Below are 25,394 nucleotides of genomic sequence, written 5' to 3' on the forward strand. Positions count from 1 at the left end.
TAGAGGGTGGACACACAAGGCCGACAGACACTATCGACCTCAGTTTATATGTCGCTCCTGCGCTGACTTCTTATTCGTGTTGGCTTCAGCTACTTGAGTGACACTATTTTGTTGGGACGCCCTCGGACAGCATCAAGCGATGGTCCGACGCGCCCACTAAAACCACATTCCCACAGAGAGACAAGTCGGGTGTAACCAAAGGAGTGATGAACAACACCCGGTATCACGATCGGCCCGTGGCCAACGCCCTCGCCCATCGCCTGACAGCGGCAAGGGGTAGCGCACACAGGGATCGCCCCCAACCCTGGCAGCCCTCCTGGTGAAGACAAAATGGCCAGCATGGGTGGTGGCTAACGCGCCATTGTCTACTGGACGGATAAGGCCGTCAAAAAAACTGTCAGATTTGTCCTGTTTTTATGCAGAAAAGTATCTTGATGATTCAAGAGGTTTCCTGAATCTGGCCGGTGCCAGACACCGTCAGCCAATGATCGGGCATAAAAAAGCCCTGAGCGTTCAGGGCTTTTCTAGTTGGGACGATAAAGCGCTCAGCGGCGAAGGGCTGGTCTACAGGCAGTCCTGCACCGCCTTTTTCAAGGTGCCGGACTTAGCCCAGGGCGTTCCCTGGTAGAGCGAGACCAGGCTGCCGTTTTTCGATTTCACCACTTCAACGATTTCGTCCGACGCCAGGATGCCAGGAGCGGTGATCCGATAGCCATTGGAGATATCGGTCTGAGTCGTCCTGGACGTCTCCCGCTGCCAGACTGGAAACACACACTGGGCATAGTCTTTTGGCGTCTTGCCTGTCAGTTCACTGACGTTCGGCTTGCCCGGCGCCAGCGCCGTGGGCAACGAACAACCGGCCAGCAACCCCATCAACGACGCCCCAAGCCAAACTCGCATAGATCTTCCTCATCCCTAAAAAATCGAGAAATGTATCATTTACCTGCTCCGGGCGTTAGAGGCGCACCTCTTGAACCGCGCCGGGCAGTATCCCCACCCCGCGATCATCGCCGCGTCGCTGTCAAAAAAGCGTTAACCCCGCGCCATCCCGATCAGGCCGGGCAGCTTTCCCGATGCCGTCGATTGGCGGAAAACGCCCGCTGCCTGGGCGCTACAGGAAACCTGCAGATGCTGGCAAAGGCCGCCGACACGCCAGGAAAAGCATGATCGGCCGCACCGTTCGGATGAGTGGCTGAAGCCAGCCTGCCCTTTTGGGAATATCGTGGATCGCCATCACCCTACAGCTTTAAGGAAGCGGTGATGGCCAGGATCAAGCACTTCGAAATTCGTTACTGCTTTGCCGGCACGCAACGGGCCTTCACTTATCAGGGCACCCGTTTGAGCGACAGCGACACCTGGTACCTGGCCTTCCTGCACTCCGGATGCCAGATCACCCATGACACTCCCTGCGGCGGCACCTACCGCACCATGCAGACCTTCGCCGAACGCAGCGGCATCAGCCTGGCGAACTGGAGAGAATTGCCAGAAAAGGCCTGACCGCCCGCATGCGTCCCATGATCAAACGGCGCAACGCCTAGAAAGTGCCGGCGAAGGCCCGTCGTCCTGCCCTGATCTCCGTCCGCAACTCGGCGACGAAATTGGCCGCCGCCCGGACACTGGTCAGACCTTCGGTCGAGACACCCGTCAGCAACAGTTCGACCCGCCCGCTGTGCGGTTCGAACACCTTGATCGCCAGGGATCCGTCGGGATTGACGGTGCAGAGGCAGGAAAGCGGCAGGAACGCCGACTCCAGGATCTGCCGAAGTTCGCTCATCGAGAGCATGGAAAGTTCCTCCTTGAGAGGCCACTTGAAAAGTGTGCCCATTGAGAATAGGTCACTACAACGCGGCCCATACCAAGGCATTCACCGAAAAGTGTTACCCAGCGCGCATTTTGCCCGGCCAATCCGCCCAACGGTGCATGCCGGCCCGGCGGTTACCGTTTGTCGCGGCAGCGCGCCCCGAGCATTTTGACGCTGGGGCGGCCAGGCGCTATGGTCGCCTCCCGTCCCGAGCGTTTCCCCCTTCTCCGTTCAGGGTCAAGGAACCACCGCCCCGATGAGCCAACGCTGATGCTGCCGTCCTCCACCAACCCACTCGGTCACCCTCGTCTGTTGCTCCGCCAGAAATGGCGTGGCCGCGTCGGCCTCTGCCTGGTCGCCAGCCTGTCCGTCCTGGCCGGCATGACCGACGCCATCGGCTTCATGGCCACCGGGGACTTCGTCTCCTTCATGAGCGGCAACACCACGCGCCTGGCCGTTGCCATCAGCGACGCCGACCTGGCCATGACCCTGCATCTGGTGCTGCTGGTGGTCACCTTCGTCGCCGGCAACGCCCTGGGCATCGTCACCAGCCGCCTGGGCGGGCGCCGGGCCCTGCCGTTGCTGCTGTGCATCGCCATGTTGCTGTGCGCGGCCGCCGCCTGGCCTTTTGCAGAACGACTGCCAGCCTTGCTGGCCGCGATCGTCGCCATGGGCATGCTCAACGCCGCCGTCGAACAAGTGAACGGGCTGCCCGTGGGCCTGACCTATGTCACCGGTGCCCTGTCCCGCTTCGGCCGTGGCCTGGGCAGCTGGCTGCTGGGTGAACGGCGCAATGGCTGGCGTGTGCAACTGGTGCCCTGGAGCGGCATGTTCGCCGGCGCCGTGCTCGGCGCCATTCTGGAGCAGCATTTCGGCCTCAAGGCCCTGTTCGCCAGCGGCCTGCTGTCGGCGGCGCTGGGGCTGCTGTCGCTGAAGATCCCCCATCGCTGGCAGCTGGGCTATATGCCGCGCTAAAGCCACTTCGCCGGGCCCGGCAGAAAGCTTTATCATGGCCCCAGGTTTGCAGACAGAGTGCTTCATGAAGTTCGCCATTGCCCTTTTCTCCGCCCCTCACGCGCCCTCTTCGCGCCGCGCCCTGGCCTTCGCCCAGGCGGCGCTGGCTGGCGGCCATGAGATCGTGCGGTTGTTTTTCTATCAGGATGGCGTGCACAGCGCATCGGACAACATCGTCACCCCACAGGATGAGCTGGACCTGCCCGCACAATGGCGAACCTTCGTCAGCGAGCATCGGCTCGACGGTGTGGTGTGCATTGCCGCGGCCCTGCGCCGCGGGGTGTTGAACCAGGAAGAGGCCGCCCGCTATCAGCGCCCGGCTGTCAACCTGAGCGCACCCTGGGAACTGTCCGGGCTCGGCCAGTTGCACGATGCCGTACAGGCGGCCGACCGCCTGATCTGTTTCGGAGGGCCATGAAAAATGGCGCAATCCCTGCTGATTATCAGCCGCCAGGCACCCTGGTCCGGCCCGGGCGCCCGGGAAGCCCTGGACATCGTACTGGCAGGCGGCGCCTTCGACTTGCCGATCGGCCTGTTGTTTCTCGACGACGGGGTGTTCCAACTGGCCCCCGGGCAGAAAGCCGCCGCCGTGCAGCAAAAGGATCTCAGCGCCAACCTGCAGGCCCTGTCGCTGTTCGGGGTCGAGCAGTTGTTCGCCTGCGGCGCCAGCGTGACCGAACGCGGCCTGGACCCGGCGGCGCTGAACCTGGACGAGGTGCAGGTCCTGGCCCCGGCCGAACTCGGCACGCTCATTGACCGTTTTGACCAGGTGATCACCCTCTGATGTCGACCTTGCATGTGCTGTCCCACTCGCCCTTCACCGATTCCCGGCTGACCAGTTGCCTGCGCCTGCTCGGCCCGCAGGACGCCCTCCTCCTGTGCGGCGACGCGGTGTATGCCCTGCAGCCTGGCAGCGCGCCGCTGGCGGCCCTGCAGGCACAGGGCGCGGCGCTGTCGCTCTACGTCCTCGCCGAAGACCACCAGGCCCGCGGCCTGGAAGTGCCGGCCTGGGCCACGAGTGTCGATTACCCGGCGTTCGTCGCGCTGTCGATCCACTATGACAAGGTCAACAGCTGGTTATGAATGCACTGACTGTCGGCGCCCGCGCCATTGCCCTGGACAAGGACGGCTACCTGGTGGAACTGGGCGACTGGTCCAATGAAGTCGCCCATGCCCTGGCGGCCGCGGAACAGATCGAACTGACCCCCGAGCACTGGGAAATCCTCGAACTGCTGCGCGGCTTCTACCAGGAATTCCAGCTGTCGCCCGCGACCCGTCCGCTGATCAAGTACACCGCCTTGAAGCTGGGTCCGGACAAGGGCAACAGCCTGCACCTGAACCGCCTGTTCAAAGGCACTCCCGCCAAACTGGCCGCCAAGCTGGCGGGCCTGCCCAAACCGACCAATTGCCTATGACCGACTTCGCCCCGCTGACCACTGAAACGCCCGCCGAGCACCCTTTCGCGCAATTCGTGCGCATCCTCGGCAAGGGTAAACGCGGCGCCCGCAGCCTCACCCGCGAGGAAGCCCGGGAAGCCATGGGCATGCTGCTCGACGAGCAGGTCGAAGACACCCAGCTCGGCGCCTTCCTGATGCTGCTGCGGCACAAGGAAGAAAGCCCGGAGGAGCTGGCCGGTTTTACCCAGGCCCTGCGCGAGCGCCTGCAGGCACCGCCGATCAAGGTCGATCTGGACTGGCCCAGCTACGCCGGCAAAAAACGCCATCTGCCCTGGTTCCTGCTGGCCGCCAAGTGCCTGGCGCAAAACGGCGTGCGCATCCTGCTCCACGGCGGTGGCGCCCATACGGCCGGCCGGCTGTACACCGAGCAATTGCTGGAAACGTTGCAGATCCCGCTATGCCGCGACTGGCAAGCGGTCGGTAGCGCACTGGATCAGGGCAACCTGGCCTTTATTCCCCTGGGCGACTGGGCCCCCCAGCTGCAACGCATGATCGACCTGCGCAACACCCTGGGCCTGCGCTCGCCGATCCATTCGCTGGCACGCATTCTCAACCCCCTGGGCGCGCGCTGCGGCCTGCAGAGCATTTTCCACCCCGGCTACCAGGGCGTGCACCGCGATGCCAGTGGCCTGCTGGGGGACAACGTCATCGTGATCAAGGGCGACGGCGGCGAGATCGAGATCAACCCGGACAGCGCCAGCCATCTGTACGGCACCACCGGCGGCGTGAGCTGGGATGAGGAATGGCCGGCACTGTCCGCCCAGCGCCATGTGAAACCGGCGTCCCTCGACCCCGGGCACCTCAAGGCTGTCTGGCGCGGTGAGGTACAGGACAGCTACCCGCAACTGGCCCTGATTGCGACCATGGCCCTGGCCCTGCGTGGGCTCGGCACACCTCGGGAGCAGGCTTTCGAGCAGGCTCAAGCCTACTGGGATGCCCGCGACAGATCGATTTAACCGATCATAACCGCCCGACTTTTGCGTAATTCGTTCGAACTCCTCGGATTAGACTGCACACCCATGCACATCTGACCGAGGAGTTTTTTCATGGGCCTGCTGATTGAAGGACGCTGGCACGACCAGTGGTACGAAAGCAGCAAAGACGGCGCGTTCCAGCGGGAACAGGCGCAACGCCGCAACTGGGTGACCGCTGACGGCAAGCCGGGCCCGAGCGGCGAAGGCGGCTTCCGCGCAGAGGCCGGCCGCTATCATCTGTACGTTTCCCTCGCCTGCCCCTGGGCGCACCGCACCCTGATCCTGCGCAAGCTCAAGGGCCTGGAACAGCTGATCGATGTCTCGGTGGTCAGTTGGCTGATGCTGGAAAATGGCTGGACCTTCGACCCGGCCCTGGGCTCCAGCGGCGACAAGCTGGATCGGCTGGACTTCCTGCACCAGCGCTACACCGCCGATGCCCACGACTACACCGGTCGCGTCACCGTGCCAGTGCTCTGGGACAAACAGCAGCAACGCATCGTCAGCAATGAGTCGGCGGAAATCATCCGCATGTTCAATAGTGCCTTCGATGAGCTGAGCGGCAATGACCTGGACTTCTACCCGGAACCGCTGCGCCGTGAAATCGACGAGTTGAATGCGCGTATCTATCCGGCGGTGAACAACGGTGTGTATCGCGCTGGCTTCGCCACCGCGCAGCAAGCCTACGACGCCGCCTTCGACGATCTGTTCGCCGAACTCGACTGGCTGGAACAACGCCTGAGCGACCAGCGCTACCTGGCGGGCGAATACCTGACGGAAGCGGACATCCGCCTGTTCACCACGCTGATTCGCTTCGACGCGGTGTACTACGGCCACTTCAAGTGCAATCTGCGGCGGATTGCCGACTACCCCAACCTGTCGAACTGGCTGCGGGAGCTGTACCAGTGGCCGGGGATCGCCGAAACGGTGGACTTTGCCCATATCAAGGGGCACTACTATGCCAGCCATCGCACCATCAACCCGACTGGCATCGTGCCGAAAGGGCCGGAGCAGGACTTCGATGCCGCCCACGATCGCGAGCGTTTGAAGGGGCTTGGGGTTTGGCGCAAGAATTGAGCTAACGGTCAGGTCGCTATCGCGGGCAAGCTCCGCTCCTACAGGTAGGAGCGAGGCTTGCCCGCGATACTTTTCAGACCTGCGACTGGGCGCCTTCGAACCAGGCAAGCTTCTCGCGAAGCTGCACCACTTCGCCGACTATCACCAGTGTCGGGGCATGCACTTCATGCTCCGCCACCAGTTTCGGCAGATCCGCCAGAGTGCCGGTGAACACCCGCTGGTTGGCGGTCGTCCCCTGCTGGATCAAGGCTGCCGGCGTGTCCGCCGCACGACCGTGACGAACCAGTTGCTCGCAGATCACCGGCAAGCCCACCAGGCCCATGTAGAACACCAGGGTCTGCGCCGGCGCCACCAGATCGGCCCAGGGCAGATCGGTAGTGCCGTCCTTCAGGTGCCCGGTGACGAAACGCACGGACTGCGCGTAGTCGCGGTGGGTCAGCGGAATCCCGGCATAGGCCGCGCAGCCACTGGCCGCGGTAATCCCCGGCACCACCTGGAACGGAATGCCATGGGCTGCCAGTTCCTCGATCTCCTCGCCGCCACGGCCGAAGATGAACGGATCGCCACCTTTGAGGCGCAACACCCGCTTGCCCTGTTTGGCCAGGCCCACCAGTTGCTGGTTGATCTGCTCCTGGGGCAAGGCGTGATCGGCGCGACGCTTGCCGACATACACCCGCTCGGCATCGCGGCGGCACAGTTCGAGAATCGCCGGCGCCACCAGACGGTCGTAGAGCACCACATCGGCTTGCTGCATCAGGCGCAGGGCACGGAAGGTCAGCAGGTCCGGATCGCCCGGACCGGCGCCCACCAGATACACCTCACCCGGCGCATCGGGTGCTTCGCCGGCAATCTTGGCCTGCAACAGCCGCTCGGCCTCCTCGCCCTGCCCGGCCAGTTGCCGGTCGGCGATCGGTCCCTGGAACACGTCCTCCCAGAACGCCCGGCGCTGCTGCACATTCGGCAACAGGCCCTTGACCTGATGGCGAAAACGCGCGGCCAGCCCGGCCAATTGACCGTAGGTCGAGGGAATCCAGGTTTCCAGCTTGGCCCGGATCAGGCGTGCCAACACCGGTGCATCGCCACCGCTGGAAACCGCGATCACCAGCGGCGAACGATCGACGATGGCCGGGAAGATCACGCTGCACAGGGCCGGCGCGTCCACCACATTGACCGGTACGCAGCGCCGATGGGCGTCGGCGGAAACCCGGGCATTGAGCGGCTCGTCGTCGGTGGCGGCGATGATCAGCCCACAACCGTCCAGGTCCGCCTCGACATAACCACGCAACAGGCATTCACCGCCGCTGGCCGTTACCAGGTCGCGCAACTGGGGTTCCACATCGGGAGCAACGACCCGCAGCAGCGCACCGGCATCGGCCAGCAGGCGGGATTTGCGCAAGGCAATCTCCCCGCCACCGACCACCAACACACGACTGCCGCGCAGGTTATGAAACAGCGGCAGAAATTCCATTTAGCCGATGACCTCGACGCCGCCCATGTAAGGCTTGAGCACTTCAGGCACACGGATCGAACCGTCGGCCTGCTGATAGTTCTCCAGCACCGCCACCAGGGTACGACCGACCGCCAGGCCGGAACCGTTCAGGGTGTGGACCAGCTCCGGCTTGCCGGTTTCCGGGTTGCGGAAACGCGCCTGCATGCGGCGGGCCTGGAAGTCGCCGCAGTTGGAGCACGACGAGATCTCACGGTACTTGTCCTGGCTCGGCACCCAGACTTCCAGGTCGTAGGTCTTGACCGCACTGAAGCCCATGTCGCCGGTGCACAGCGCCAGAACGCGGTATGGCAGCTCCAGCAGTTGCAGAACCTTCTCGGCGTTGGCGGTCAGGCCCTCCAGGGCTTCCATGGAGGTCGACGGCTCGACGATCTGGACCATCTCGACCTTGTCGAACTGGTGCTGGCGGATCATGCCGCGGGTGTCGCGACCCGACGAACCGGCTTCGCTGCGGAAGCACGGGGTGTGGGCGACGAACTTGATCGGCAGTTGCTTCGGATCGAGGATTTCGCCGGCAACGATATTGGTCAGCGACACTTCGGCGGTCGGGATCAGGTACAGGTCCGCTTCGTTCTCACGACCGATCTTGAACAGGTCTTCTTCGAACTTCGGCAACTGGCCGGTGCCCATCAGCGCTGGCGCCTGGACCAAGTAAGGCGTGTACGCCTCTTCATAGCCGTGCTCGCCGGTATGCAGGTTGATCATGAACTGGGCCAGGGCACGATGCAGACGGGCGATCGGCCCGCGCAGCAGGGCAAAACGCGCGCCCGACAGCTTGGCCGCGGTCTCGAAGTCCAGCCAGCCGTGTTTTTCGCCCAGGGCCACGTGGTCCTGGATCGGGAAGTCGAACGCCGTCGGGGCGCCCCAGCGGCGCACTTCGACGTTGCCGTCTTCGTCTTCGCCAACCGGCACCGACTCGTGGGGCAGGTTCGGGATGCCGAACAGGATCGCGTCCAGTTCGCCCTGGATGCTTTCCAGCTCGGCCTTGCCGGAGGTCAGCTCGTTCCCCATGCGCTCGACGTCGGCCATCAGCGGCGCGATGTCTTCGCCGCGTTGCTTGGCCTGACCGATGGACTTGGAGCGCGCGTTACGTTCGGCCTGCAGTTGTTCGGTGCGGGTCTGGACGGTCTTGCGCTGTTCTTCCAGCGCTTCGATGCGTGCTACATCCAGGGCAAAGCCACGGGATGCCAGGCGGTCCGCTACGTCCTGAAGGTTGCTACGTAACAGTTTGGAATCGAGCATGTCGGTCTCTCGTTTATCAAAGTTTGGTCAGGGACAGGCCGGCCCAGGTCGCGAGCAGCCCGCCGAATACGCTGATGGCCGCATAGCCCAGGGCCAGCGGTATCTGTCCGCTTTCCAGCAGACGCACCGTATCCAGTGAAAAGGATGAAAAAGTCGTCAGGCCGCCAAGGAAGCCCACCATCAACCCGGCGCGCACCTCGATGGGTACTTCCGGCCGAATCAGGAACAGGCCGTACAGCACGCCGATCAACAGGCAGCCCACGATATTAACGGCCAGCGTAGCGGTATAGAAGTGCCGCGGCCAATTGGCGTTGATCCAGTTGCCGGCGGCAAAACGCAACAGGGTTCCAGTAATACCACCCACCGAGACGGCAACGATCAAGGGAATCAAGGTTTTCTCCGCTGCTTGGAGCTGGTTCGGTCAAGCTCCGCCAGATGCTTGAGCTTCTCGCCGATCTTCAACTCCAGGCCACGGGGCACGGGTTGATAGAACGGCTGCGGTTCGAGTTCTTCCGGAAAATAGTCTTCACCGGCCGCGTAAGCGTCCGGCTCATCGTGGGCGTAGCGGTACTCGTCGCCATAGCCCAGTTGCTTCATCAGTTTGGTCGGCGCATTGCGCAGGTGCAGCGGCACTTCCAGCGAACCGTGTTCGGCAGCACTGCGCAGAGCACTCTTGAAGCCCATGTACACAGCGTTGCTTTTCGGTGCACAGGCCAGGTAGGTGATGGCCTGGGCCACCGCCAACTCGCCCTCGGGGCTGCCCAAGCGCTCCTGCACATCCCAGGCGGCCAGGCACAGGCTCAGGGCCCGCGGGTCGGCGTTGCCGATGTCTTCGCTGGCCATGCGCACCACACGCCGCGCCAGGTACAGCGGGTCGCAACCGCCGTCGAGCATCCGCGCGAACCAGTACAAAGCGCCATCCGGGTTGGAGCCGCGGACCGATTTGTGCAGCGCCGAGATCTGGTCGTAAAAGGCTTCGCCGCCCTTGTCGAAACGCCGCCGGGTATCGCCCAACAGGCTTTGCAGCAGCTCGACACCGATTTCCGTGCCGTCCTCGGCGAGATCGGAAGCATTCTCCAGCAGGTTGAGCAACCGCCGGCCATCGCCGTCCGCCGCCGCCAGCAGCATCTGGAAGCCTTCGTCGCCCAGGCTCAACTGGCGCTTGCCCAGCCCACGCTCTTCGGTCAGCGCCCGCTGCACCAGTTTGTGCAACGCCGCCTCGTCGAGGCTCTTGAGCACATACACCCGGGCCCGGGACAACAGCGCGTTGTTCAGCTCGAAGGACGGGTTCTCGGTGGTCGCACCGATGAAAATCAGGGTGCCGTCTTCGACATAAGGCAGGAAAGCATCCTGCTGGGACTTGTTGAAGCGGTGCACTTCGTCGACGAACAGGATGGTCCGACGCCCGTACTGGGCCGCCTGTTGCTTGGCGATCTCCACCGCCTGCCGGATCTCCTTGACCCCGGCCAGCACCGCAGAAACGGTTTCGAAGTGCGCATCCGAGACTTTCGCCAGGAGCCGCGCCAGGGTGGTCTTGCCCACCCCCGGCGGCCCCCAGAAGATCATCGAGTGCAGGGCCCCCTGCTCCAGCGCTTCGCGCAGCGGCTTGCCACGGGCGAGCACATGCTCCTGACCGACGTACTCGTCCAGGTTGGCCGGGCGCAAGCGCGCAGCCAGGGGCTGGGCGATGGGATCACTGCGAAACAGATCCATGGCGGGCGATTGAAACCTCTTGGCGTCGACTTATTCTTGAATCACGTCGGCACCCTTGGGGATGTCGAACTTGAACTTGGTAGCGGCGATCGGCTCGTTGGCCTTGACCCCGGTGAACAGGATGTTGGTACGCTGGCCGACGCTGTCGATCAGTTGCATGTCATTGACCAGGCCGTTACGGAACGACAGGCGCAGGCTGTCGAACAGGGTGTCCTTGGTCTTCGGCTTGAGGATGAAGTCAACCACGCCGCCGGCTTCCTTGGCGCTGATATCGAAGCTCTCGCTGATTTTCGACACATCGCCCGACAGCAACAGGGCCGGAGTCTGGGTCAGGCGCTGGTCCAGGGTCTTGATGGTGACCTGCTGCAGGTCCGGGTCCCACAGGGATACCTTCTTGCCATCGGAGACCATCAGTTGTTCCTGCGGCGCATCGGTGTGCCAGTAGAACAGGCCCGGACGCTTGAGGGCCATGTCGCCGGCGGTTTCCTGCAGCTGGGTGCCGCTGCCGTCGAGGGTCAATTGCGAAAAGCGCGCGGTCAGGGTCTGGGATTTCTCGAGCAACTGGGTCAGGCGCGCCACGTCTTTCGGGTCGGCGTGGGCCGACAGCGTGGTTAAAGCCAGTACCGGTACCAGCAACATGCGGATAAGACGCATGGGAGTCCTCATTGAATGCGTGGAAAAGACCGCGGCGTGGAGATACGCCGCGGGTATCGCGTCACTGCTTAATCGCGCATCGGACCCGGCGCTATCACTTCCCGGGAGCCGTTGGTGTTCATCGCGGTCACCACACCGGCCATTTCCATGGCCTCGATCATGCGGGCCGCGCGGTTGTAGCCGATCTTCAGCTTGCGCTGCACCGCGGAGATAGATGCGCGGCGGCTTTCGAGGACGAACTGCACTGCTTCGTCGTACAGGGCATCGGTCTCGGCGTCGTCACCGTCGCCGCCACCACCGCCACCCTCGAAGCCGCTGCCGGCCTCTTCGACACCGTTGAGGATGTCGTCGTTGTACTCCGGCGCGCCGCGCAGTTTCCAGGCTTCCACGACACGGTGCACTTCATCGTCGGAGACGAAGGCGCCATGGACGCGGATTGGCAGGCTGGTGCCTGGCGGCATGTAGAGCATGTCACCGTGGCCCAACAGCTGTTCGGCGCCACCCTGGTCGATGATGGTCCGCGAGTCAATCTTGCTCGACACCTGGAACGCCATCCGGGTCGGGATGTTGGCCTTGATCAGGCCGGTGATCACGTCCACCGACGGCCGCTGGGTCGCCAGGATCAGGTGGATCCCCGCCGCACGGGCCTTCTGGGCGATCCGCGCGATCAGCTCTTCGACCTTCTTGCCGACGATCATCATCATGTCGGCGAATTCGTCCACCACCACGACGATCGTCGGCAGTTTGGTCAGCAGCGGCGCTTCGTCATGGATGCTTTCGCGGTTGTACAACGGATCGCTCAGCGGCTCGCCAGCCTCGATGGCCTCCTTGACCTTCTGGTTGAAGCCCGACAGGTTACGCACGCCCATCTTGGCCATCAGTTTGTAGCGCCGCTCCATCTCGGCCACGCTCCAGCGCAGGGCGTTGGCGGCGTCCTTCATGTCGGTCACCACCGGGCACAGCAGGTGCGGGATGCCTTCGTAGATCGACAGTTCGAGCATTTTCGGGTCGATCATGATCAGCTTGGCGTCTTCCGGGCCCGACTTGAACAGGATCGACAGGATCATTGCGTTCACCCCCACCGACTTACCGGAACCGGTGGTACCGGCTACCAGCAGGTGAGGCATCTTGGCCAGGTCGGTGATGATTGGCTTGCCGCCGATGTCGTGACCCAGGGCCAAGGTGACCGGGGATTTGAAGTTGTCGTATTCCGGGGTCGACAGCACCTCGGAGAAACGCACGATCTGCCGGTCTTCGTTGGGGATCTCGATACCCACGGTGGTCTTGCCGGGAATCACTTCCACCACCCGCACGCTGGTCACCGCCAGGGAACGCGCCAGGTCCTTGGCCAGGTTGGCGATGCGGCTGACCTTGACGCCGGCGGCCGGCTGGATTTCGTAACGGGTAATCACCGGGCCCGGATGGATCGAGTCCACCGAGACTTCGACGCCGAATTCCTTGAGCTTGATTTCCAGCAAGTGGCCGACGGCCGCCAGGGACTCGGGGGAATAATTGAGTTGTTTCTTTTCCGCCGGATCGAGAATCGAAATGGCGGGCAAGGTGCCCTCGACCGCGCTGTCAACGAACAGTGGAGCCTGCTTTTCTTTCTGCACACGCTTGCTTGGCTCCGGTGCCTTGACCGGAACCGGGGCAATCACCGGCGGGACCTGTTTTTCCCGCTCGGACATGTGCTTGCTCAGGGCCTGCTCGCGCTCGATCAGGCGCTCCTTGACCTTGGCCTGTTCACGCTTGTCGGGCACGATCGGCGCGACCACTTCATCGACCCGGGCATCCACTTCGCGCAGCTGGGCCACCAGTTGCTTGCGCTCGGTGCGCTCCGCCCACCAGCGATTGGCGGCACCCTGGAACAGTTCGAACAGGTCGAGGGTGATCTTGCCGGTCACGTCCATGACCTTGAACCAGGACAGATCGGTGAAAACGGTCAGGCCGAACAGGAACAGTGCGATAAACATCAGAGTGCTGCCCTGGATGTTCAGCGCGTTCCTGGCCAGGTCGCCCAGGCTTTCGCCCAGCGCCCCGCCCGCGCCGGCCGGCAGACCGGTCGCCGCATGGAAATGGATGTGCGCCAATGCCGCGCCGGACAGCACCAGGAACACCAGGCCGATCAAACGCCAGGAAAACAGCCAGCCGCTCCACTGCCACGGCTCATGGCGCTGACGAAAGATCTGATAAGTCTTGATCGCCAGCAACAACGGGAAGATATAGGCGAAGTAACCCAACACCATAAACAGCATATCGGCGCTGTAAGAACCGGCTGGACCACCGAAGTTCTGTACATCTTCAATCTTGCTGTTGTGACTCCAGCCCGGATCGTCTTTGCCATATGTCAGCAATGCCATCATCAGGAACAGGCACAAGGCCCCAATGGCGATCAACGCACCTTCCTTGAGCCGGTAGTGCAATTGCTGGCGCCAGAGTGGGACTACTGTTTTAGGTGCAGCGGTGGATTTCTTCAAAACGCGTCTTTTCCTGCGCCATGGGCGCGTCCAACTGTTGATCGACTAAAAAAAGCTGCCCAATCCAGGCAGGTGAAAAAGTTGACGAGTGTAACTGGGGCTACTTTTAACATTCTGCCCCTGCATTGCGAAACTGTAAGCGCTGTCACGGCTGCGATCCTGCAAAGCCGTTGCTCTTCAACATATGGATACAGACCCCGCATTGTACGGGTTTATAAGCGCCATGCCACACAGCTCAATACTGGGTGTAGCATAACCAGAAGCACTTTACGCAGCATTCAATTTGAGCATGCATTCTCTTTTGTGACAAAGGCTTATGAGGTGTTTTTATGAACGAAGCGAAGCATTCACGCCTGATCATTCTGGGCTCCGGCCCTGCCGGTTACAGCGCCGCCGTTTATGCCGCCCGCGCCAACCTCAAACCGACTGTCATCACCGGCCTGCAGGCCGGCGGCCAATTGACCACCACCGTCGAGGTCGACAACTGGCCAGGCGACGTGGAAGGCCTGACCGGCCCGGTGCTGATGGAACGCATGCAAAAACACGCTGAACGCTTCGACACCGAGATCATCTACGACCATATCCATACCGCCGAGTTGCAGCAGCGGCCCTTTATCCTCAAGGGCGACAGCGGTGTCTACAGCTGCGATGCCCTGATCATCGCCACCGGCGCCTCGGCCCAGTACCTGGGCCTGGCCTCCGAAGACACCTTCGCCGGCAAGGGGGTATCCGCCTGCGCCACCTGCGATGGCTTCTTCTACCGCAACCAGGTGGTTGCCGTGGTCGGCGGCGGCAATACCGCTGTGGAAGAAGCCCTCTACCTCTCCAACATCGCCAGGGAAGTTCACCTGATCCACCGGCGCGACAAGCTGCGCGCGGAGAAAATCCTCCAGGACAAGCTGTTCGAGAAAGCCGCCAAGGGCAATATCCGCCTGCACTGGAACCAGAATCTCGACGAAGTGCTGGGCGATGCCAGTGGCGTCACCGGCGCCCGCCTGCGCGACAGCCTGACCGGGGAAACCCGAGAGCTGGCACTGACCGGCGTGTTCATTGCCATCGGCCACAAGCCCAATACCGACCTGTTCGCAGGGCAACTGGCAATGCGTGAGGGTTACCTGCTGGTCAAGGGTGGCAGCGAGGGCGACGCCACGGCCACTGGCATCCAGGGGGTGTTCGCGGCAGGCGATGTGGCGGACCACGTGTATCGCCAGGCTGTCACTTCGGCGGGCGCGGGCTGCATGGCGGCCCTGGATGCGGAGAAATTCCTCGACGCCAACTGACCTCCCGTCCTACGCTTGCGGCGGGCCCTGCGGGGCCCGCCACCGCCCTCCCCTTCCGCAAGTCTGGATACCATGCTGACCTGGTTACAACGCAACACCTTCGACTTCCCGCCATTGGAAAAGGCCCTGCGCGACCCCAACGGCCTGCTCGCCGCGGGCGGCGATCTGTCGGCCGACCGACTGATCCAGGCCTATCGCCACGGCTGCTTTCCGTGGTTTTCCGAGGGTCAGCCCATTCTCTGGTGGTCTCCCGATCCGCGCACGGTGCTGTTTCCAGACGAATTGCATGTATCCCGCAGCCTGAAGAAACTGCTACGCCAGCAACGCTATCAGGTCACCTTCGACCGGGATTTCCCGGCGGTCATCGGCGCCTGCGCAGCCCCACGGACCTATGCCGATGGCACCTGGATCACCGAATCGATGCAGAATGCCTACCTTGAACTGCACCAGCGCGGCTATGCCCATTCGGTCGAAGTCTGGGATCAGGGTACGCTGGTGGGCGGCCTGTACGGGTTAGCCATGGGCCAGTTGTTTTTCGGTGAGTCGATGTTCAGCCGCGCCGATAACGCTTCGAAATTCGGCTTTGTCACCCTGGTCGAACACTTGCGGGCATGGGGCTTCGCCCTGATCGACTGCCAGATGCCCACCGACCATCTGCACAGCCTGGGGGCCCGCGCCATACCGCGCCGCGAGTTCGCCGGCTATCTGCACCGCCACCTTGAGCAGCCCAGCCGCGCCATCTGGGTTTCCTAGGCGGGTTCCACCGACGTGGCTTACACTTAATTCAATGCTAATCCCGAGGGTTGATTCATGACCGAGTTGGCGCGTTTGAAGTTCTATGCCACTCAGCCCCACTCTTGCAGCTATCTGCCCGAAGAACAGGCAACCACCCTGTTCCTCGACCCGAGTCAGCCCATGGATGTGCATGTCTACGCAGACCTGTCGGAAATGGGCTTTCGCCGCAGTGGCGATCACCTGTACCGGCCGCATTGCCAGAACTGCAATGCCTGCGTTCCGGCACGCATTCCTGCCGCGCAGTTTTTGCCCAATCGCCAGCAAAAACGCATTCTCAAACGCAATGCCGACCTGCAGGTGCAACCCGTCAAACCCGGCTTCAGCGAAGAGTATTTCGACCTTTACCAGCGTTATATCGAGCAGCGCCATGCCGATGGCGACATGTACCCACCCAGCCGCGATCAGTTCTCGACCTTCCTGGTTCGTGACCTGCCCTTCTCCCGATTCTACGAGTTCCGCCTCGATGGACGCCTGCTCGCGGTAGCGGTCACCGACCTGCTGCCCAATGGCCTGTCCGCGGTCTACACCTTCTATGAACCCGAGGAAGAGCGCCGCAGCCTTGGCCGCTACGCCATCCTGTGGCAAATCGGCGAAGCCCTGCGCTTGGGCCTGGATGCGGTTTACCTCGGATACTGGATCAAGAACTGCAAAAAGATGAACTACAAGACCCAATATCGGCCTATCGAGCTGCTGATTAACCAGAGATGGGTCATCCTGAACTAGAAGCCCTTGGCTTGAACCCCACTTTTCGGGCACAATGCACGCCGCTTTTGCCTGGCGCAGTTGCACCGGGCCATTCACTGGACACCGAGGGCTTTACTGCATGTCGAAAGAAGACAGCTTCGAAATGGAAGGCACTGTCGTCGACACCCTGCCCAACACCATGTTTCGCGTGGAGTTGGAAAATGGGCACGTCGTAACCGCGCATATCTCCGGCAAGATGCGCAAGAACTACATTCGTATTCTTACCGGTGACAAAGTGCGCGTCGAGCTGACGCCCTATGACTTGAGCAAAGGGCGCATCACTTACCGCGCTCGCTAAGCAAGTCAATACAAGACGCCCGGCCCTGCCGGGCGTTTTTGTTTGCCTGCGATTTACCCAGCAGAGCGAGCATTGGCGACCATCATCGACAACGTCGCCCCTCTCCAAAAAAAAGATCAAACAGCAGAAAGCACTGAGGCGCCTTTCGGCGCCTCAGTGCTTGCGGCCTGTCAGGCCATTTCTGCGGTAGTTTCGAACTCGAAGGTCAACTCGCCATCCTTGATGTCGATGTGTACCACACCGCCATGTTCGGCCAGTTCGCCAAAGAGTATCTCCTCCGCCAATGGACGCTTGATCTTGTCCTGGATCAGGCGCGCCATGGGTCGAGCACCCATCGTCACATCGTAACCACCTGCCGCCAGCCAGCTGCGAGCCGCATCGGTGACCTCCAGCTGAACGCGCTTGTCTTCCAGCTGCGCCTGAAGCTCGGTAAGGAATTTGTCCACCACGCTTTTGATGACCTCATGGCTGAGGCGACCAAACTGGATAATGGTGTCCAGACGGTTACGGAATTCCGGCGTGAAGCTCTTCTTGATCACTTCCATGGCATCGGAAGAGTGATCCTGATGAGTGAAGCCGATGGACGCCCGCGCCGCGGTTTCGGCACCCGCGTTGGTGGTCATGATAACGATCACATTGCGGAAATCCGCCTTGCGCCCGTTGTTATCGGTCAAGGTACCGTGGTCCATCACCTGCAGCAGCAGGTTGAAGACTTCCGGGTGGGCCTTTTCGATTTCGTCGAGCAGCAGCACGCAGTGAGGCTGCTTGGTAATCGCCTCGGTCAGCAAGCCACCCTGGTCGAAACCTACATAACCCGGAGGCGCACCGATCAGACGCGATACAGTGTGGCGCTCCATGTACTCGGACATGTCGAAACGCACCAGTTCGATACCCAGCGCCTTGGCCAACTGCCGCGCAGCCTCGGTTTTACCGACACCGGTAGGACCGGCGAACAGGAACGAACCGACTGGCTTGTCTGGCGACTTCAGGCCGGCGCGAGACAGCTTGATCGCGGTCGACAGCGAGTCGATCGCCGCATCCTGACCGAACACCGTTAGCTTCAGATCGCGCTCGAGGTTACGCAGCAGTTCCTTGTCGGAACTGGTGACGTGCTTCGGAGGAATCCGCGCGATTTTCGCCACGATATCCTCGACCTGAGCCACCTCGATGCGCTTGACGCGCTTATCGGAAGGCTGCAGACGCTGATAGGCGCCCGCCTCGTCGATGACATCGATAGCCTTGTCCGGCATATGCCGGTCATTGATATAACGCGAAGCCAGTTCGGCGGCAGCGCGCAATGCCTCATCGCTGTACTCGATGCTGTGGTGCAGCTCGAAACGCCCCTTGAGGCCGCGCAGAATACCGATGGTGTCCTCAACCGAAGGTTCGGATACATCGACTTTCTGGAAGCGCCGCGCCAAGGCCCGGTCCTTCTCGAAAATTCCGCGGAATTCCTGGAAGGTGGTCGAACCGATGCAACGGATATCACCCGAAGAAAGCAGCGGCTTGAGCAGGTTCGAGGCGTCCATCACGCCACCGGACGCCGCACCGGCACCGATGATGGTATGGATTTCGTCGATGAACAGGATCGCCTGCGGACGTTTCTTCAGCTCACCCAGCAACGCCTTGAAGCGCTTCTCGAAATCACCGCGGTATTTGGTCCCCGCCAGCAGCGCGCCGAGGTCCAGGGAATACACCACGCTATGGGCCAGCAGATCGGGGACCTGGCTGTCGACGATGCGTTTGGCCAGGCCTTCGGCGATCGCGGTTTTACCCACGCCAGCCTCGCCCACCAGCAGCGGGTTGTTCTTGCGCCGACGGGCAAGAATCTGCGCCACGCGCTCGACCTCCTGTTCACGTCCCACCAGCGGGTCGATACGCCCCTGGCGCGCCAGCTCGTTAAGGTTGCTGGCATAAGCATCCAGCGGATTGCCTGAAGAGGAAGACTCACCGCCTTCATCGTCCTGCATATCTTGCTCACCTTCAGAATGATCGCCATGCCCCGGCACCTTGGAAATGCCATGGGCGATGTAGTTGACGACATCGATACGGGCGACGCTCTGCTGTTTCAGCAGGAATACCGCCTGACTCTCTTGCTCACTGAAGATTGCAACCAGCACATTGGCGCCGGTCACTTCGCGCTTGCCCGAGCTCTGCACATGAAAGACAGCACGCTGCAGTACGCGCTGGAAGCCCAGGGTTGGCTGGGTTTCGCGATCCTCGTCATGCACGGGAATCAGCGGCGTAGTGGAGTCGATGAACTCCTGCAGGTCATGCTTGAGTTTGTCGAGGTTCGCTCCGCAGGCACGCAAAACGGTGGCGGCGGCCTCATTATCCAAAAGAGCCAACAAGAGGTGCTCGACGGTCATGAATTCATGACGCTTCGAACGCGCCTCTTTGAAGGCGAGATTGAGGGTGACTTCGAGCTCGCGGTTTAACATAGCTTCACCTCATACCCAAGTGGTCGGCATTAACCGTCCTTCTCGATTTCACAGAGTAGCGGATGCTGGCTTTCCCTGGCGTACTGGTTGACCTGCATGGCCTTGGTCTCGGCGATGTCGCGGGTAAACAATCCACATACTGCCCGTCCTTCTGTATGAACGGCCAGCATTACCTTGGTCGCCAGCTCGCGATTCAGGTTAAAAAACACCTCGAGCACTTCGACGACGAAATCCATCGGTGTGTAGTCATCATTGAACAAAACCACCTTGTACATCGGCGGAGCCTGCAACGTCGGCTTAGCTTCCTGTACAGCCAAGCCAGCGGAATCGTCGTCTTGGAAATCCGGGCGATCCTGATTGAATGTTAGTCGAATCTGGCTGATTGCATGCATGGAAAGAAAGGTTCGTTAGTTGAGCAAATACAGTGGTTGGGGCACTCCGGAAGGATTTCAACTCCGACCGCCGGGTCACCTTGACTATCGGCAAAACGGTGTTACAACCAATAGAGCCCACATTGGGTAATAAAGGTCCGTACAGTCAATCCTATATTGCGGATTTCGGTACGGATTAACAGGATGATACTCCAGTGATGGAGTCTGTTGCAGAGGGATATGAGCATGGCAAGCGGCAAGGTCAAGTGGTTCAACAACGCCAAGGGTTATGGCTTCATTAATGAGGAGGGCAAGAGCGACGACCTTTTCGCCCACTACTCGGCCATCGAGATGGAAGGCTACAAAACCTTGAAAGCCGGACAGGCCGTGAGTTTTGAGATCACCCAAGGGCCCAAGGGCCTGCACGCGGTGAAAATCAACTCCATCAAGACCCAGAATGCCCCCGCCGCAACCTCCCCCCAACAGGAAACGGTTCTGAGCTGAAACACCTGAATCCAGATCCAACCCTAAAAAACAGTCATAAAAAAACGGCCGGTTCAATCACCTGAACCGGCCGTTTCGTTTGATGCGTACCGCTTACATGTGAGAGATCAGCGCATCGCCGAATGCCGACGACGACAACAGCGTGGCGCCTTCCATCAGGCGTTCGAAGTCATAGGTCACGGTCTTGGCGCCGATGGCACCGTTGGTGCCCTTGATGATCAGATCGGCCGCTTCGGTCCAGCCCATGTGGCGCAGCATCATTTCAGCGGAGAGTATCAGCGAACCCGGGTTCACCTGGTCCTTGCCCGCATACTTGGGCGCTGTACCGTGGGTCGCCTCGAACATGGCCACGGTGTCGGACAGGTTGGCGCCCGGAGCGATACCGATCCCCCCTACTTCGGCAGCCAGGGCGTCGGACAGGTAGTCGCCGTTCAGGTTCAGGGTCGCGATAACGTCATATTCGGCCGGGCGCAGCAGGATCTGCTGGAGCATCGCATCGGCGATGGCGTCCTTGACGATCACGTTCTTGCCGGTTTTCGGGTTCTTGAACTGCATCCACGGGCCACCATCGAGCAGCGTCGCGCCGAACTCTTCGGCCGCCACTTCATAGGCCCATTCCTTGAAGGCACCTTCAGTGAACTTCATGATGTTGCCTTTATGCACGATGGTCAGCGAATCGCGGTCGTTATCGACCACATATTGCAACGCCTTGCGTGCCAGACGCTTGGTGCCCTGCAGGGAAACCGGCTTGACGCCGATGCCGCAGTTTTCGTCGAAACGGATCTTGGTGACGCCCATTTCTTCCTTGAGGAACTTGATGACCTTGGTGGCCTCCGCGGAGCCGGCCTTCCACTCGATACCGGCATAAATGTCTTCGGAGTTTTCACGGAAGATGGTCATGTCGACATCGCCAGGCTTCTTCACCGGGCTTGGCACACCTTCGAACCAGCGCACCGGGCGCAAGCAGACATACAGGTCCAGCTGCTGGCGCAGCGCCACGTTCAGGGAGCGGATACCGCCACCCACCGGAGTGGTCAGAGGCCCCTTGATGGACACCACATAATCCTTGACCGCGTCCAGGGTTTCCTGAGGGAGCCAGGTGTCCTGGTCGTACACTTGAGTTGCTTTCTCGCCGGCGTACACCTCCATCCAGGAGATTTTGCGCTCGCCGCCGTAGGCCTTCTTAACAGCAGCATCGACAACCTTGATCATGACCGGGCTGATATCAACGCCAATACCATCGCCTTCGATGAAAGGGATGATCGGGTTGTTAGGAACATTGAGAGAATGGTCTGCATTGACGGTGATTTTGTCGCCGACTGCTGGAACCTGAATCTTCTTGTATCCCATGCTGAACTCCGTTGTGTGGATTGAACATCTGGCTGCGTTCGAGCGTACCCCAGTTGCATCTGGACGGGAACCTCATGTTCCACCCAGACGCCGTGAAAGCTGCACAGTTCGGGGCCTACAAGCCTGAAAGCAAAGGGAAAAGCGCCAAACTCGAGCACTTTGAGCGACACTACGCCGCCGCCCCGCCTGCGACCTTTAGACCAATGGACGAGACGGGTTGCGTATGAACCATCGGCGTTTTGCCAGCTACCTATGTATAATGCCGCCGCTGACCACAGAGTCACGACGGCGGAGCGCTCTGTTACCGGAAAAATGTAGCCGAGACAGTCCGCCAAAAAGCCGGGTTGTTACCGCAACCCACCCGCTTGACGCTCGACTGATGCACCCAACATCACCGCGAAGAAACCTCGACATTCGGTTCACGGATGGCTTTGAACGAACGCGCTTACCCGGCGCCCCTCGAGTTTTTCTGCGCACGCTTTAGCAAAGAAGAGAGTTAATCCGAATATGCCCACCCGCTCGAAGATCATCTATACCTTCACCGACGAAGCTCCCGCCCTCGCCACCTACTCGCTGCTCCCTATTATCGAAGCCTTCACCGCTTCCGCCGATATTGCCGTGGAAACCCGCGACATCTCTCTCGCAGGGCGTATTCTTGCCAGCTTCCCCGAGCTGCTGGGCGACAAAGCCGTACCAGACCATCTGGCCGAGCTGGGCGAACTGGCCGTAACACCTGAAGCCAACATCATCAAGCTGCCGAACATCAGCGCCTCGGTTCCGCAACTTCAGGCCGCCATCAAAGAGCTGCAAGCCAAGGGCTACGCCCTGCCGGATTACCCGGAAACCGTGACCTGCGATGCCAACAAAGACGCCAAGGCACGCTACGACAAGGTCAAGGGCAGCGCCGTGAACCCGGTCCTGCGCGAAGGCAACTCCGACCGCCGCGCCCCGCTGTCGGTCAAGAACTACGCGCGCAAGCACCCACACAAGATGGGCGCCTGGGCCAAAGACTCCAAGTCCCATGTGGCTCACATGAGCAACGGCGACTTCTACGGCAGCGAAAAAGCCGCCCTGATCGAAGCCCAGGACAGCGTCAAGATCGAGCTGATCGCTCAAGACGGTAGCGCTACCGTCCTGAAGGAAAAGACCGCCGTACAAGCCGGCGAGATCCTCGACTGCGCCGTCATGAGCAAAAAGGCCCTGCGCGCGTTCGTCGCCGCCGAAATCGCAGACGCCAAGCAGCAAGGCGTACTGCTGTCGGTTCACCTGAAAGCCACCATGATGAAGGTTTCCGACCCGATCATGTTCGGCCAGATCGTTGCCGAGTTCTATCAGGACGCCCTGAGCAAACACGCCGAAGTGCTGAGCCAGATCGGCTTCAACCTGAACAACGGCATCGGCGACCTGTACGCCCGCATCAAAGCCCTGCCTGGCGACCAGCAAGCCGCGATCGAAGCCGACATCCAGGCGGTCTACGCTGCACGCCCTGCCCTGGCCATGGTCAACTCCGACAAAGGCATCACCAACCTGCACGTGCCGAGCGACGTGATCGTCGACGCCTCGATGCCCGCCATGATCCGTGACTCCGGCAAGATGTGGGGCACCGATGGCCAACTGCACGACACCAAGGCCCTGATCCCGGACCGTTGCTACGCCACCATCTACCAGGCAGTGATCGAAGACTGCAAGGCCAACGGCGCCTTCGACCCGACCACTATGGGCAGCGTGCCGAACGTCGGTCTGATGGCCAAGAAAGCCGAAGAGTACGGCTCCCACGACAAGACCTTCCAGATCAAGGCCAACGGCGTCGTGCGCGTCACCGACAGCAAGGGCAACCTGCTGCTGGAGCAGGCTGTCGAAGCTGGCGACATCTTCCGCATGTGCCAGACCAAGGACGCGCCGATCCAGGATTGGGTCAAGCTGGCCGTCAACCGTGCTCGCGCCAGCAGCACCCCGGCGATCTTCTGGCTGGACCCGATGCGCGCCCACGACGGCGTGATGATCGAGAAGGTGCAGGCGTACCTGAAGGATCACGACACCGCAGGCCTGGACATCCGTGTGATGTCGCCGGTCGATGCCATGAAGTTCACCCTGGCCCGCACCCGCGAAGGCAAGGACACCATTTCCGTCACCGGCAACGTGCTGCGCGACTACCTGACCGACCTGTTCCCGATCATGGAACTGGGCACCAGTGCCAAGATGCTGTCGATCGTGCCGCTGATGAACGGTGGCGGCCTGTTCGAAACCGGCGCCGGCGGTTCGGCTCCGAAGCACGTACAGCAGCTGCTGGAAGAGAACTTCCTGCGCTGGGATTCCCTGGGTGAGTTCCTGGCCCTGGCCGCCTCCCTGGAGCACCTGGGCAACACCTACGCCAATCCGAAAGCGCTGGTATTGGCCAAGACTCTGGACCAGGCAACCGGTCAGTTCCTGGACAACAACAAGTCGCCATCGCGCAAAGTTGGCAACATCGACAACCGCGGCAGCCACTTCTACCTGGCCCTGTACTGGGCCCAGGCCCTGGCCGCCCAGACTGAAGATGCCGCCCTGCAAGCGCAGTTCAGCACCCTGGCCAAGACCCTGACCGAGAACGAAGCGACCATCGTCGCCGAGCTCAACGCCGTCCAAGGCAAACCAGTGGATATCGGCGGCTACTACAGCGCCACCCCTGAGCTGGTCAGCAAGGCCATGCGTCCGAGCGCCACGCTCAACGCTGCTATCGCTGCCCTGGCGTAAGCAACACCGCTGTCATGCAAACCCCGGCCAGGTGCCGGGGTTTGTGTTTTTCGGACAACGCTTTTCCTCAAGGAAGCGCCGTTCGCCTTTATGATGACTACCCAATCAAGACGGAGCTTTATATATGGCATGGCAACCCCACATCACCGTCGCCACCATCGTTGAAGATCAAGGACGCTTCCTGTTCGTCGAGGAGTTCCAAGGCGACCAGCCAGTGTTCAACCAGCCCGCCGGGCACCTGGATGCGGATGAAAGCCTGCTCCAGGCCGCCATTCGTGAAACCCTGGAAGAAACCGGCTGGGACATCGAGCTGACCGGCGTGGTCGGCATCTACCTGTACACCGCCCCGAGCAATGGCGTGACTTACCAGCGCGTGTGCTTCGCCGGCAAACCGCTCAGGCACCACCCCGACCTTCAGCTGGACGACGGCATCATCGGCCCACGCTGGTTGAGCCGCGACGAGTTGCTGGCCTTGCGCCCGCAATGGCGCAGCGAGCTGATCATCCAGTGCCTCGACGACTACCTGGCCGGCCAGTTGCACAGCCTCGCGCTGATCCGTCCGTCGCTTTAACCACAGTTTTAGCCTTGCAGGCCTCAGCCTGTTAGAATCGCGTCCTTTTTCAAGACACCCGTTGAATTCCTATGCGTGATCCAGCCCCTTCCGACAACCAAAAGAAGCGCGTCATCGTCGGCATGTCCGGCGGCGTGGACTCTTCCGTTTCCGCCCTCCTGCTGATGGAGCAGGGTTACCAGGTGGAAGGCCTGTTCATGAAGAACTGGGAGGAAGACGACGGCACCGAGTACTGCACCGCCATGGACGACCTCGCGGACGCCCAGGCCGTGTGCGACAAGATTGGCATCAAGCTGCACACCGCCAACTTCGCCGCCGAGTACTGGGCATCAGGATGTGAGGCATGTACTTCGTCCCGCACCTGATTGCCGCCGCCGCGTTTTGCCAGCAGCTT

26 protein-coding genes and 1 pseudogene are annotated in these 25,394 nt (G+C 61.3%); 16 read left to right on the top strand and 11 right to left on the bottom strand.

From position 1 onward, the window contains the following. Positions 1–564: 564 nt before the first annotated feature. Entirely contained in the window at positions 565–900 is a 336-nt protein-coding gene (locus tag ACQKQA_RS05350) for a hypothetical protein (protein ID WP_427554270.1), read from the bottom strand. Positions 901–1,260: 360 nt separating this feature from the next. Between ACQKQA_RS05350 and ACQKQA_RS05355 the strand changes: the two genes are divergently transcribed. After that, positions 1,261–1,497: a DUF6555 family protein gene (locus ACQKQA_RS05355; protein ID WP_427554272.1), complete on the top strand. Its 237-nt coding sequence runs from the start codon at positions 1,261–1,263 to the stop codon at positions 1,495–1,497. A 37-nt stretch (positions 1,498–1,534) separates the two neighbouring features. Here ACQKQA_RS05355 and ACQKQA_RS05360 read toward each other — a convergent pair whose 3' ends face one another. Further along, complete coding sequence (locus ACQKQA_RS05360) at positions 1,535–1,783, bottom strand: DUF1652 domain-containing protein (protein WP_427554274.1); 249 nt, start codon at positions 1,781–1,783, stop codon at positions 1,535–1,537. A gap of 288 nt (positions 1,784–2,071) precedes the next feature. Here ACQKQA_RS05360 and ACQKQA_RS05365 point away from each other — a divergent pair, with 288 nt between their 5' ends. From ACQKQA_RS05365 to ACQKQA_RS05395, 7 genes are all read left to right on the top strand, one after another. Beyond that, on the top strand, positions 2,072–2,776 hold the full coding sequence (locus ACQKQA_RS05365) for a YoaK family protein (RefSeq protein WP_427554276.1): 705 nt from the start codon (positions 2,072–2,074) through the stop codon (positions 2,774–2,776). A gap of 64 nt (positions 2,777–2,840) precedes the next feature. Then, a complete protein-coding gene (gene tusD / locus ACQKQA_RS05370; protein WP_427554278.1) occupies positions 2,841–3,233 on the top strand; it encodes a sulfurtransferase complex subunit TusD in 393 nt (130 codons plus the stop codon). Positions 3,234–3,236: 3 nt separating this feature from the next. Further along, the gene (gene tusC, locus ACQKQA_RS05375; protein WP_427554280.1) at positions 3,237–3,599 is read left to right on the top strand and encodes a sulfurtransferase complex subunit TusC; all 363 of its coding nucleotides are present in this window, start codon (positions 3,237–3,239) and stop codon (positions 3,597–3,599) included. Then, entirely contained in the window at positions 3,599–3,898 is a 300-nt protein-coding gene (tusB, locus tag ACQKQA_RS05380) for a sulfurtransferase complex subunit TusB (protein ID WP_427554283.1), read from the top strand. The genes tusC and tusB overlap by 1 nt, the downstream gene beginning before the upstream one ends. Beyond that, positions 3,895–4,230: a TusE/DsrC/DsvC family sulfur relay protein gene (locus ACQKQA_RS05385; RefSeq protein ID WP_427554285.1), complete on the top strand. Its 336-nt coding sequence runs from the start codon at positions 3,895–3,897 to the stop codon at positions 4,228–4,230. The genes tusB and ACQKQA_RS05385 overlap by 4 nt, the downstream gene beginning before the upstream one ends. Beyond that, complete coding sequence (locus tag ACQKQA_RS05390) at positions 4,227–5,228, top strand: glycosyl transferase family protein (RefSeq protein WP_427554287.1); 1,002 nt, start codon at positions 4,227–4,229, stop codon at positions 5,226–5,228. The genes ACQKQA_RS05385 and ACQKQA_RS05390 overlap by 4 nt, the downstream gene beginning before the upstream one ends. Before the next feature lie 90 nt (positions 5,229–5,318). Further along, positions 5,319–6,320, top strand: coding sequence for a glutathione S-transferase family protein (locus ACQKQA_RS05395; protein WP_427554289.1), 1,002 nt, complete (start codon positions 5,319–5,321; stop codon positions 6,318–6,320). Between the two features lie 73 nt (positions 6,321–6,393). On the opposite strand, the gene cysG is transcribed toward ACQKQA_RS05395, so the two are convergent. The 6 genes from cysG to ACQKQA_RS05425 form a co-directional block, all read right to left on the bottom strand. Beyond that, positions 6,394–7,788, bottom strand: a complete 1,395-nt coding sequence (gene cysG / locus ACQKQA_RS05400) for a siroheme synthase CysG (protein ID WP_427554291.1) — start codon at positions 7,786–7,788, stop codon at positions 6,394–6,396. Then, positions 7,789–9,069, bottom strand: a complete 1,281-nt coding sequence (serS, locus tag ACQKQA_RS05405) for a serine--tRNA ligase (protein WP_427554293.1) — start codon at positions 9,067–9,069, stop codon at positions 7,789–7,791. Positions 9,070–9,085: 16 nt separating this feature from the next. After that, entirely contained in the window at positions 9,086–9,460 is a 375-nt protein-coding gene (gene crcB, locus ACQKQA_RS05410) for a fluoride efflux transporter CrcB (protein ID WP_427554295.1), read from the bottom strand. After that, a complete protein-coding gene (locus tag ACQKQA_RS05415; protein WP_427554297.1) occupies positions 9,457–10,782 on the bottom strand; it encodes a replication-associated recombination protein A in 1,326 nt (441 codons plus the stop codon). The genes crcB and ACQKQA_RS05415 overlap by 4 nt, the downstream gene beginning before the upstream one ends. Positions 10,783–10,812: 30 nt before the next feature. Beyond that, the gene (gene lolA, locus ACQKQA_RS05420; RefSeq protein ID WP_427554299.1) at positions 10,813–11,436 is read right to left on the bottom strand and encodes an outer membrane lipoprotein chaperone LolA; all 624 of its coding nucleotides are present in this window, start codon (positions 11,434–11,436) and stop codon (positions 10,813–10,815) included. A 68-nt stretch (positions 11,437–11,504) separates the two neighbouring features. After that, positions 11,505–13,913 (bottom strand): DNA translocase FtsK, encoded by a 2,409-nt coding sequence (locus ACQKQA_RS05425; RefSeq protein WP_427554301.1) that lies wholly within the window; start codon positions 13,911–13,913, stop codon positions 11,505–11,507. A 329-nt stretch (positions 13,914–14,242) separates the two neighbouring features. Between ACQKQA_RS05425 and trxB the strand changes: the two genes are divergently transcribed. From trxB to infA, 4 genes are all read left to right on the top strand, one after another. Next, the gene (gene trxB / locus ACQKQA_RS05430; RefSeq protein WP_427554303.1) at positions 14,243–15,193 is read left to right on the top strand and encodes a thioredoxin-disulfide reductase; all 951 of its coding nucleotides are present in this window, start codon (positions 14,243–14,245) and stop codon (positions 15,191–15,193) included. Between the two features lie 72 nt (positions 15,194–15,265). Continuing rightward, the gene (aat, locus tag ACQKQA_RS05435) at positions 15,266–15,946 is read left to right on the top strand and encodes a leucyl/phenylalanyl-tRNA--protein transferase (RefSeq protein WP_427554305.1); all 681 of its coding nucleotides are present in this window, start codon (positions 15,266–15,268) and stop codon (positions 15,944–15,946) included. Positions 15,947–16,003: 57 nt separating this feature from the next. Continuing rightward, a complete protein-coding gene (locus ACQKQA_RS05440; RefSeq protein ID WP_427554307.1) occupies positions 16,004–16,711 on the top strand; it encodes an arginyltransferase in 708 nt (235 codons plus the stop codon). Positions 16,712–16,811: 100 nt separating this feature from the next. Continuing rightward, the gene (infA, locus tag ACQKQA_RS05445; RefSeq protein ID WP_002553999.1) at positions 16,812–17,030 is read left to right on the top strand and encodes a translation initiation factor IF-1; all 219 of its coding nucleotides are present in this window, start codon (positions 16,812–16,814) and stop codon (positions 17,028–17,030) included. Between the two features lie 170 nt (positions 17,031–17,200). On the opposite strand, the gene clpA is transcribed toward infA, so the two are convergent. Together clpA and clpS are read right to left on the bottom strand one after the other, a co-directional pair. Continuing rightward, the gene (gene clpA, locus ACQKQA_RS05450; RefSeq protein WP_427554309.1) at positions 17,201–19,471 is read right to left on the bottom strand and encodes an ATP-dependent Clp protease ATP-binding subunit ClpA; all 2,271 of its coding nucleotides are present in this window, start codon (positions 19,469–19,471) and stop codon (positions 17,201–17,203) included. A 29-nt stretch (positions 19,472–19,500) separates the two neighbouring features. Further along, entirely contained in the window at positions 19,501–19,863 is a 363-nt protein-coding gene (gene clpS / locus ACQKQA_RS05455) for an ATP-dependent Clp protease adapter ClpS (RefSeq protein ID WP_009044582.1), read from the bottom strand. A gap of 225 nt (positions 19,864–20,088) precedes the next feature. On the opposite strand from clpS, the gene cspD reads away from it, so the two are divergent. Next, on the top strand, positions 20,089–20,346 hold the full coding sequence (cspD, locus tag ACQKQA_RS05460; protein WP_427554312.1) for a cold shock domain-containing protein CspD: 258 nt from the start codon (positions 20,089–20,091) through the stop codon (positions 20,344–20,346). Positions 20,347–20,439: 93 nt separating this feature from the next. Here cspD and icd read toward each other — a convergent pair whose 3' ends face one another. Continuing rightward, positions 20,440–21,696 (bottom strand): NADP-dependent isocitrate dehydrogenase, encoded by a 1,257-nt coding sequence (icd, locus tag ACQKQA_RS05465; RefSeq protein WP_007929208.1) that lies wholly within the window; start codon positions 21,694–21,696, stop codon positions 20,440–20,442. A 507-nt stretch (positions 21,697–22,203) separates the two neighbouring features. Between icd and ACQKQA_RS05470 the strand changes: the two genes are divergently transcribed. From ACQKQA_RS05470 to mnmA, 3 genes and pseudogenes are all read left to right on the top strand, one after another. Beyond that, positions 22,204–24,429, top strand: a complete 2,226-nt coding sequence (locus ACQKQA_RS05470; protein WP_427554314.1) for an NADP-dependent isocitrate dehydrogenase — start codon at positions 22,204–22,206, stop codon at positions 24,427–24,429. Between the two features lie 124 nt (positions 24,430–24,553). Continuing rightward, positions 24,554–25,000: an NUDIX hydrolase gene (locus tag ACQKQA_RS05475; RefSeq protein ID WP_427554316.1), complete on the top strand. Its 447-nt coding sequence runs from the start codon at positions 24,554–24,556 to the stop codon at positions 24,998–25,000. Between the two features lie 71 nt (positions 25,001–25,071). Next, positions 25,072–25,326: pseudogene (gene mnmA / locus ACQKQA_RS05480) on the top strand (tRNA 2-thiouridine(34) synthase MnmA); the annotation flags it as partial. Between the last annotated feature and the right edge of the window lie 68 nt (positions 25,327–25,394).

It is taken from the genome of Pseudomonas sp. NPDC089530 (genome assembly GCF_050280705.1).
Lineage (GTDB): Bacteria > Pseudomonadota > Gammaproteobacteria > Pseudomonadales > Pseudomonadaceae > Aquipseudomonas.

Excerpts from the sequence above, each read along its gene's own strand:
- cspD (WP_427554312.1), top strand. The coding sequence starts at position 20,089 with ATGGCAAGCGGCAAGGTCAAGTGGTTCAACAACGCCAAGGGTTATGGC.
- icd (WP_007929208.1), bottom strand. The coding sequence starts at position 21,696 with ATGGGATACAAGAAGATTCAGGTTCCAGCAGTCGGCGACAAAATCACC.
- ACQKQA_RS05395 (WP_427554289.1), top strand. The coding sequence starts at position 5,319 with ATGGGCCTGCTGATTGAAGGACGCTGGCACGACCAGTGGTACGAAAGC.
- ACQKQA_RS05385 (WP_427554285.1), top strand. The coding sequence starts at position 3,895 with ATGAATGCACTGACTGTCGGCGCCCGCGCCATTGCCCTGGACAAGGAC.
- trxB (WP_427554303.1), top strand. The coding sequence starts at position 14,243 with ATGAACGAAGCGAAGCATTCACGCCTGATCATTCTGGGCTCCGGCCCT.
- ACQKQA_RS05415 (WP_427554297.1), bottom strand. The coding sequence starts at position 10,782 with ATGGATCTGTTTCGCAGTGATCCCATCGCCCAGCCCCTGGCTGCGCGC.
- cysG (WP_427554291.1), bottom strand. The coding sequence starts at position 7,788 with ATGGAATTTCTGCCGCTGTTTCATAACCTGCGCGGCAGTCGTGTGTTG.
- clpS (WP_009044582.1), bottom strand. The coding sequence starts at position 19,863 with ATGCATGCAATCAGCCAGATTCGACTAACATTCAATCAGGATCGCCCG.
- ACQKQA_RS05475 (WP_427554316.1), top strand. The coding sequence starts at position 24,554 with ATGGCATGGCAACCCCACATCACCGTCGCCACCATCGTTGAAGATCAA.
- ACQKQA_RS05470 (WP_427554314.1), top strand. The coding sequence starts at position 22,204 with ATGCCCACCCGCTCGAAGATCATCTATACCTTCACCGACGAAGCTCCC.
- infA (WP_002553999.1), top strand. The coding sequence starts at position 16,812 with ATGTCGAAAGAAGACAGCTTCGAAATGGAAGGCACTGTCGTCGACACC.
- tusC (WP_427554280.1), top strand. The coding sequence starts at position 3,237 with ATGGCGCAATCCCTGCTGATTATCAGCCGCCAGGCACCCTGGTCCGGC.
- tusD (WP_427554278.1), top strand. The coding sequence starts at position 2,841 with ATGAAGTTCGCCATTGCCCTTTTCTCCGCCCCTCACGCGCCCTCTTCG.
- ACQKQA_RS05350 (WP_427554270.1), bottom strand. The coding sequence starts at position 900 with ATGCGAGTTTGGCTTGGGGCGTCGTTGATGGGGTTGCTGGCCGGTTGT.
- ACQKQA_RS05390 (WP_427554287.1), top strand. The coding sequence starts at position 4,227 with ATGACCGACTTCGCCCCGCTGACCACTGAAACGCCCGCCGAGCACCCT.
- clpA (WP_427554309.1), bottom strand. The coding sequence starts at position 19,471 with ATGTTAAACCGCGAGCTCGAAGTCACCCTCAATCTCGCCTTCAAAGAG.
- ACQKQA_RS05440 (WP_427554307.1), top strand. The coding sequence starts at position 16,004 with ATGACCGAGTTGGCGCGTTTGAAGTTCTATGCCACTCAGCCCCACTCT.
- tusB (WP_427554283.1), top strand. The coding sequence starts at position 3,599 with ATGTCGACCTTGCATGTGCTGTCCCACTCGCCCTTCACCGATTCCCGG.
- serS (WP_427554293.1), bottom strand. The coding sequence starts at position 9,069 with ATGCTCGATTCCAAACTGTTACGTAGCAACCTTCAGGACGTAGCGGAC.
- lolA (WP_427554299.1), bottom strand. The coding sequence starts at position 11,436 with ATGCGTCTTATCCGCATGTTGCTGGTACCGGTACTGGCTTTAACCACG.
- ACQKQA_RS05360 (WP_427554274.1), bottom strand. The coding sequence starts at position 1,783 with ATGCTCTCGATGAGCGAACTTCGGCAGATCCTGGAGTCGGCGTTCCTG.
- ACQKQA_RS05365 (WP_427554276.1), top strand. The coding sequence starts at position 2,072 with ATGCTGCCGTCCTCCACCAACCCACTCGGTCACCCTCGTCTGTTGCTC.
- aat (WP_427554305.1), top strand. The coding sequence starts at position 15,266 with ATGCTGACCTGGTTACAACGCAACACCTTCGACTTCCCGCCATTGGAA.
- ACQKQA_RS05355 (WP_427554272.1), top strand. The coding sequence starts at position 1,261 with ATGGCCAGGATCAAGCACTTCGAAATTCGTTACTGCTTTGCCGGCACG.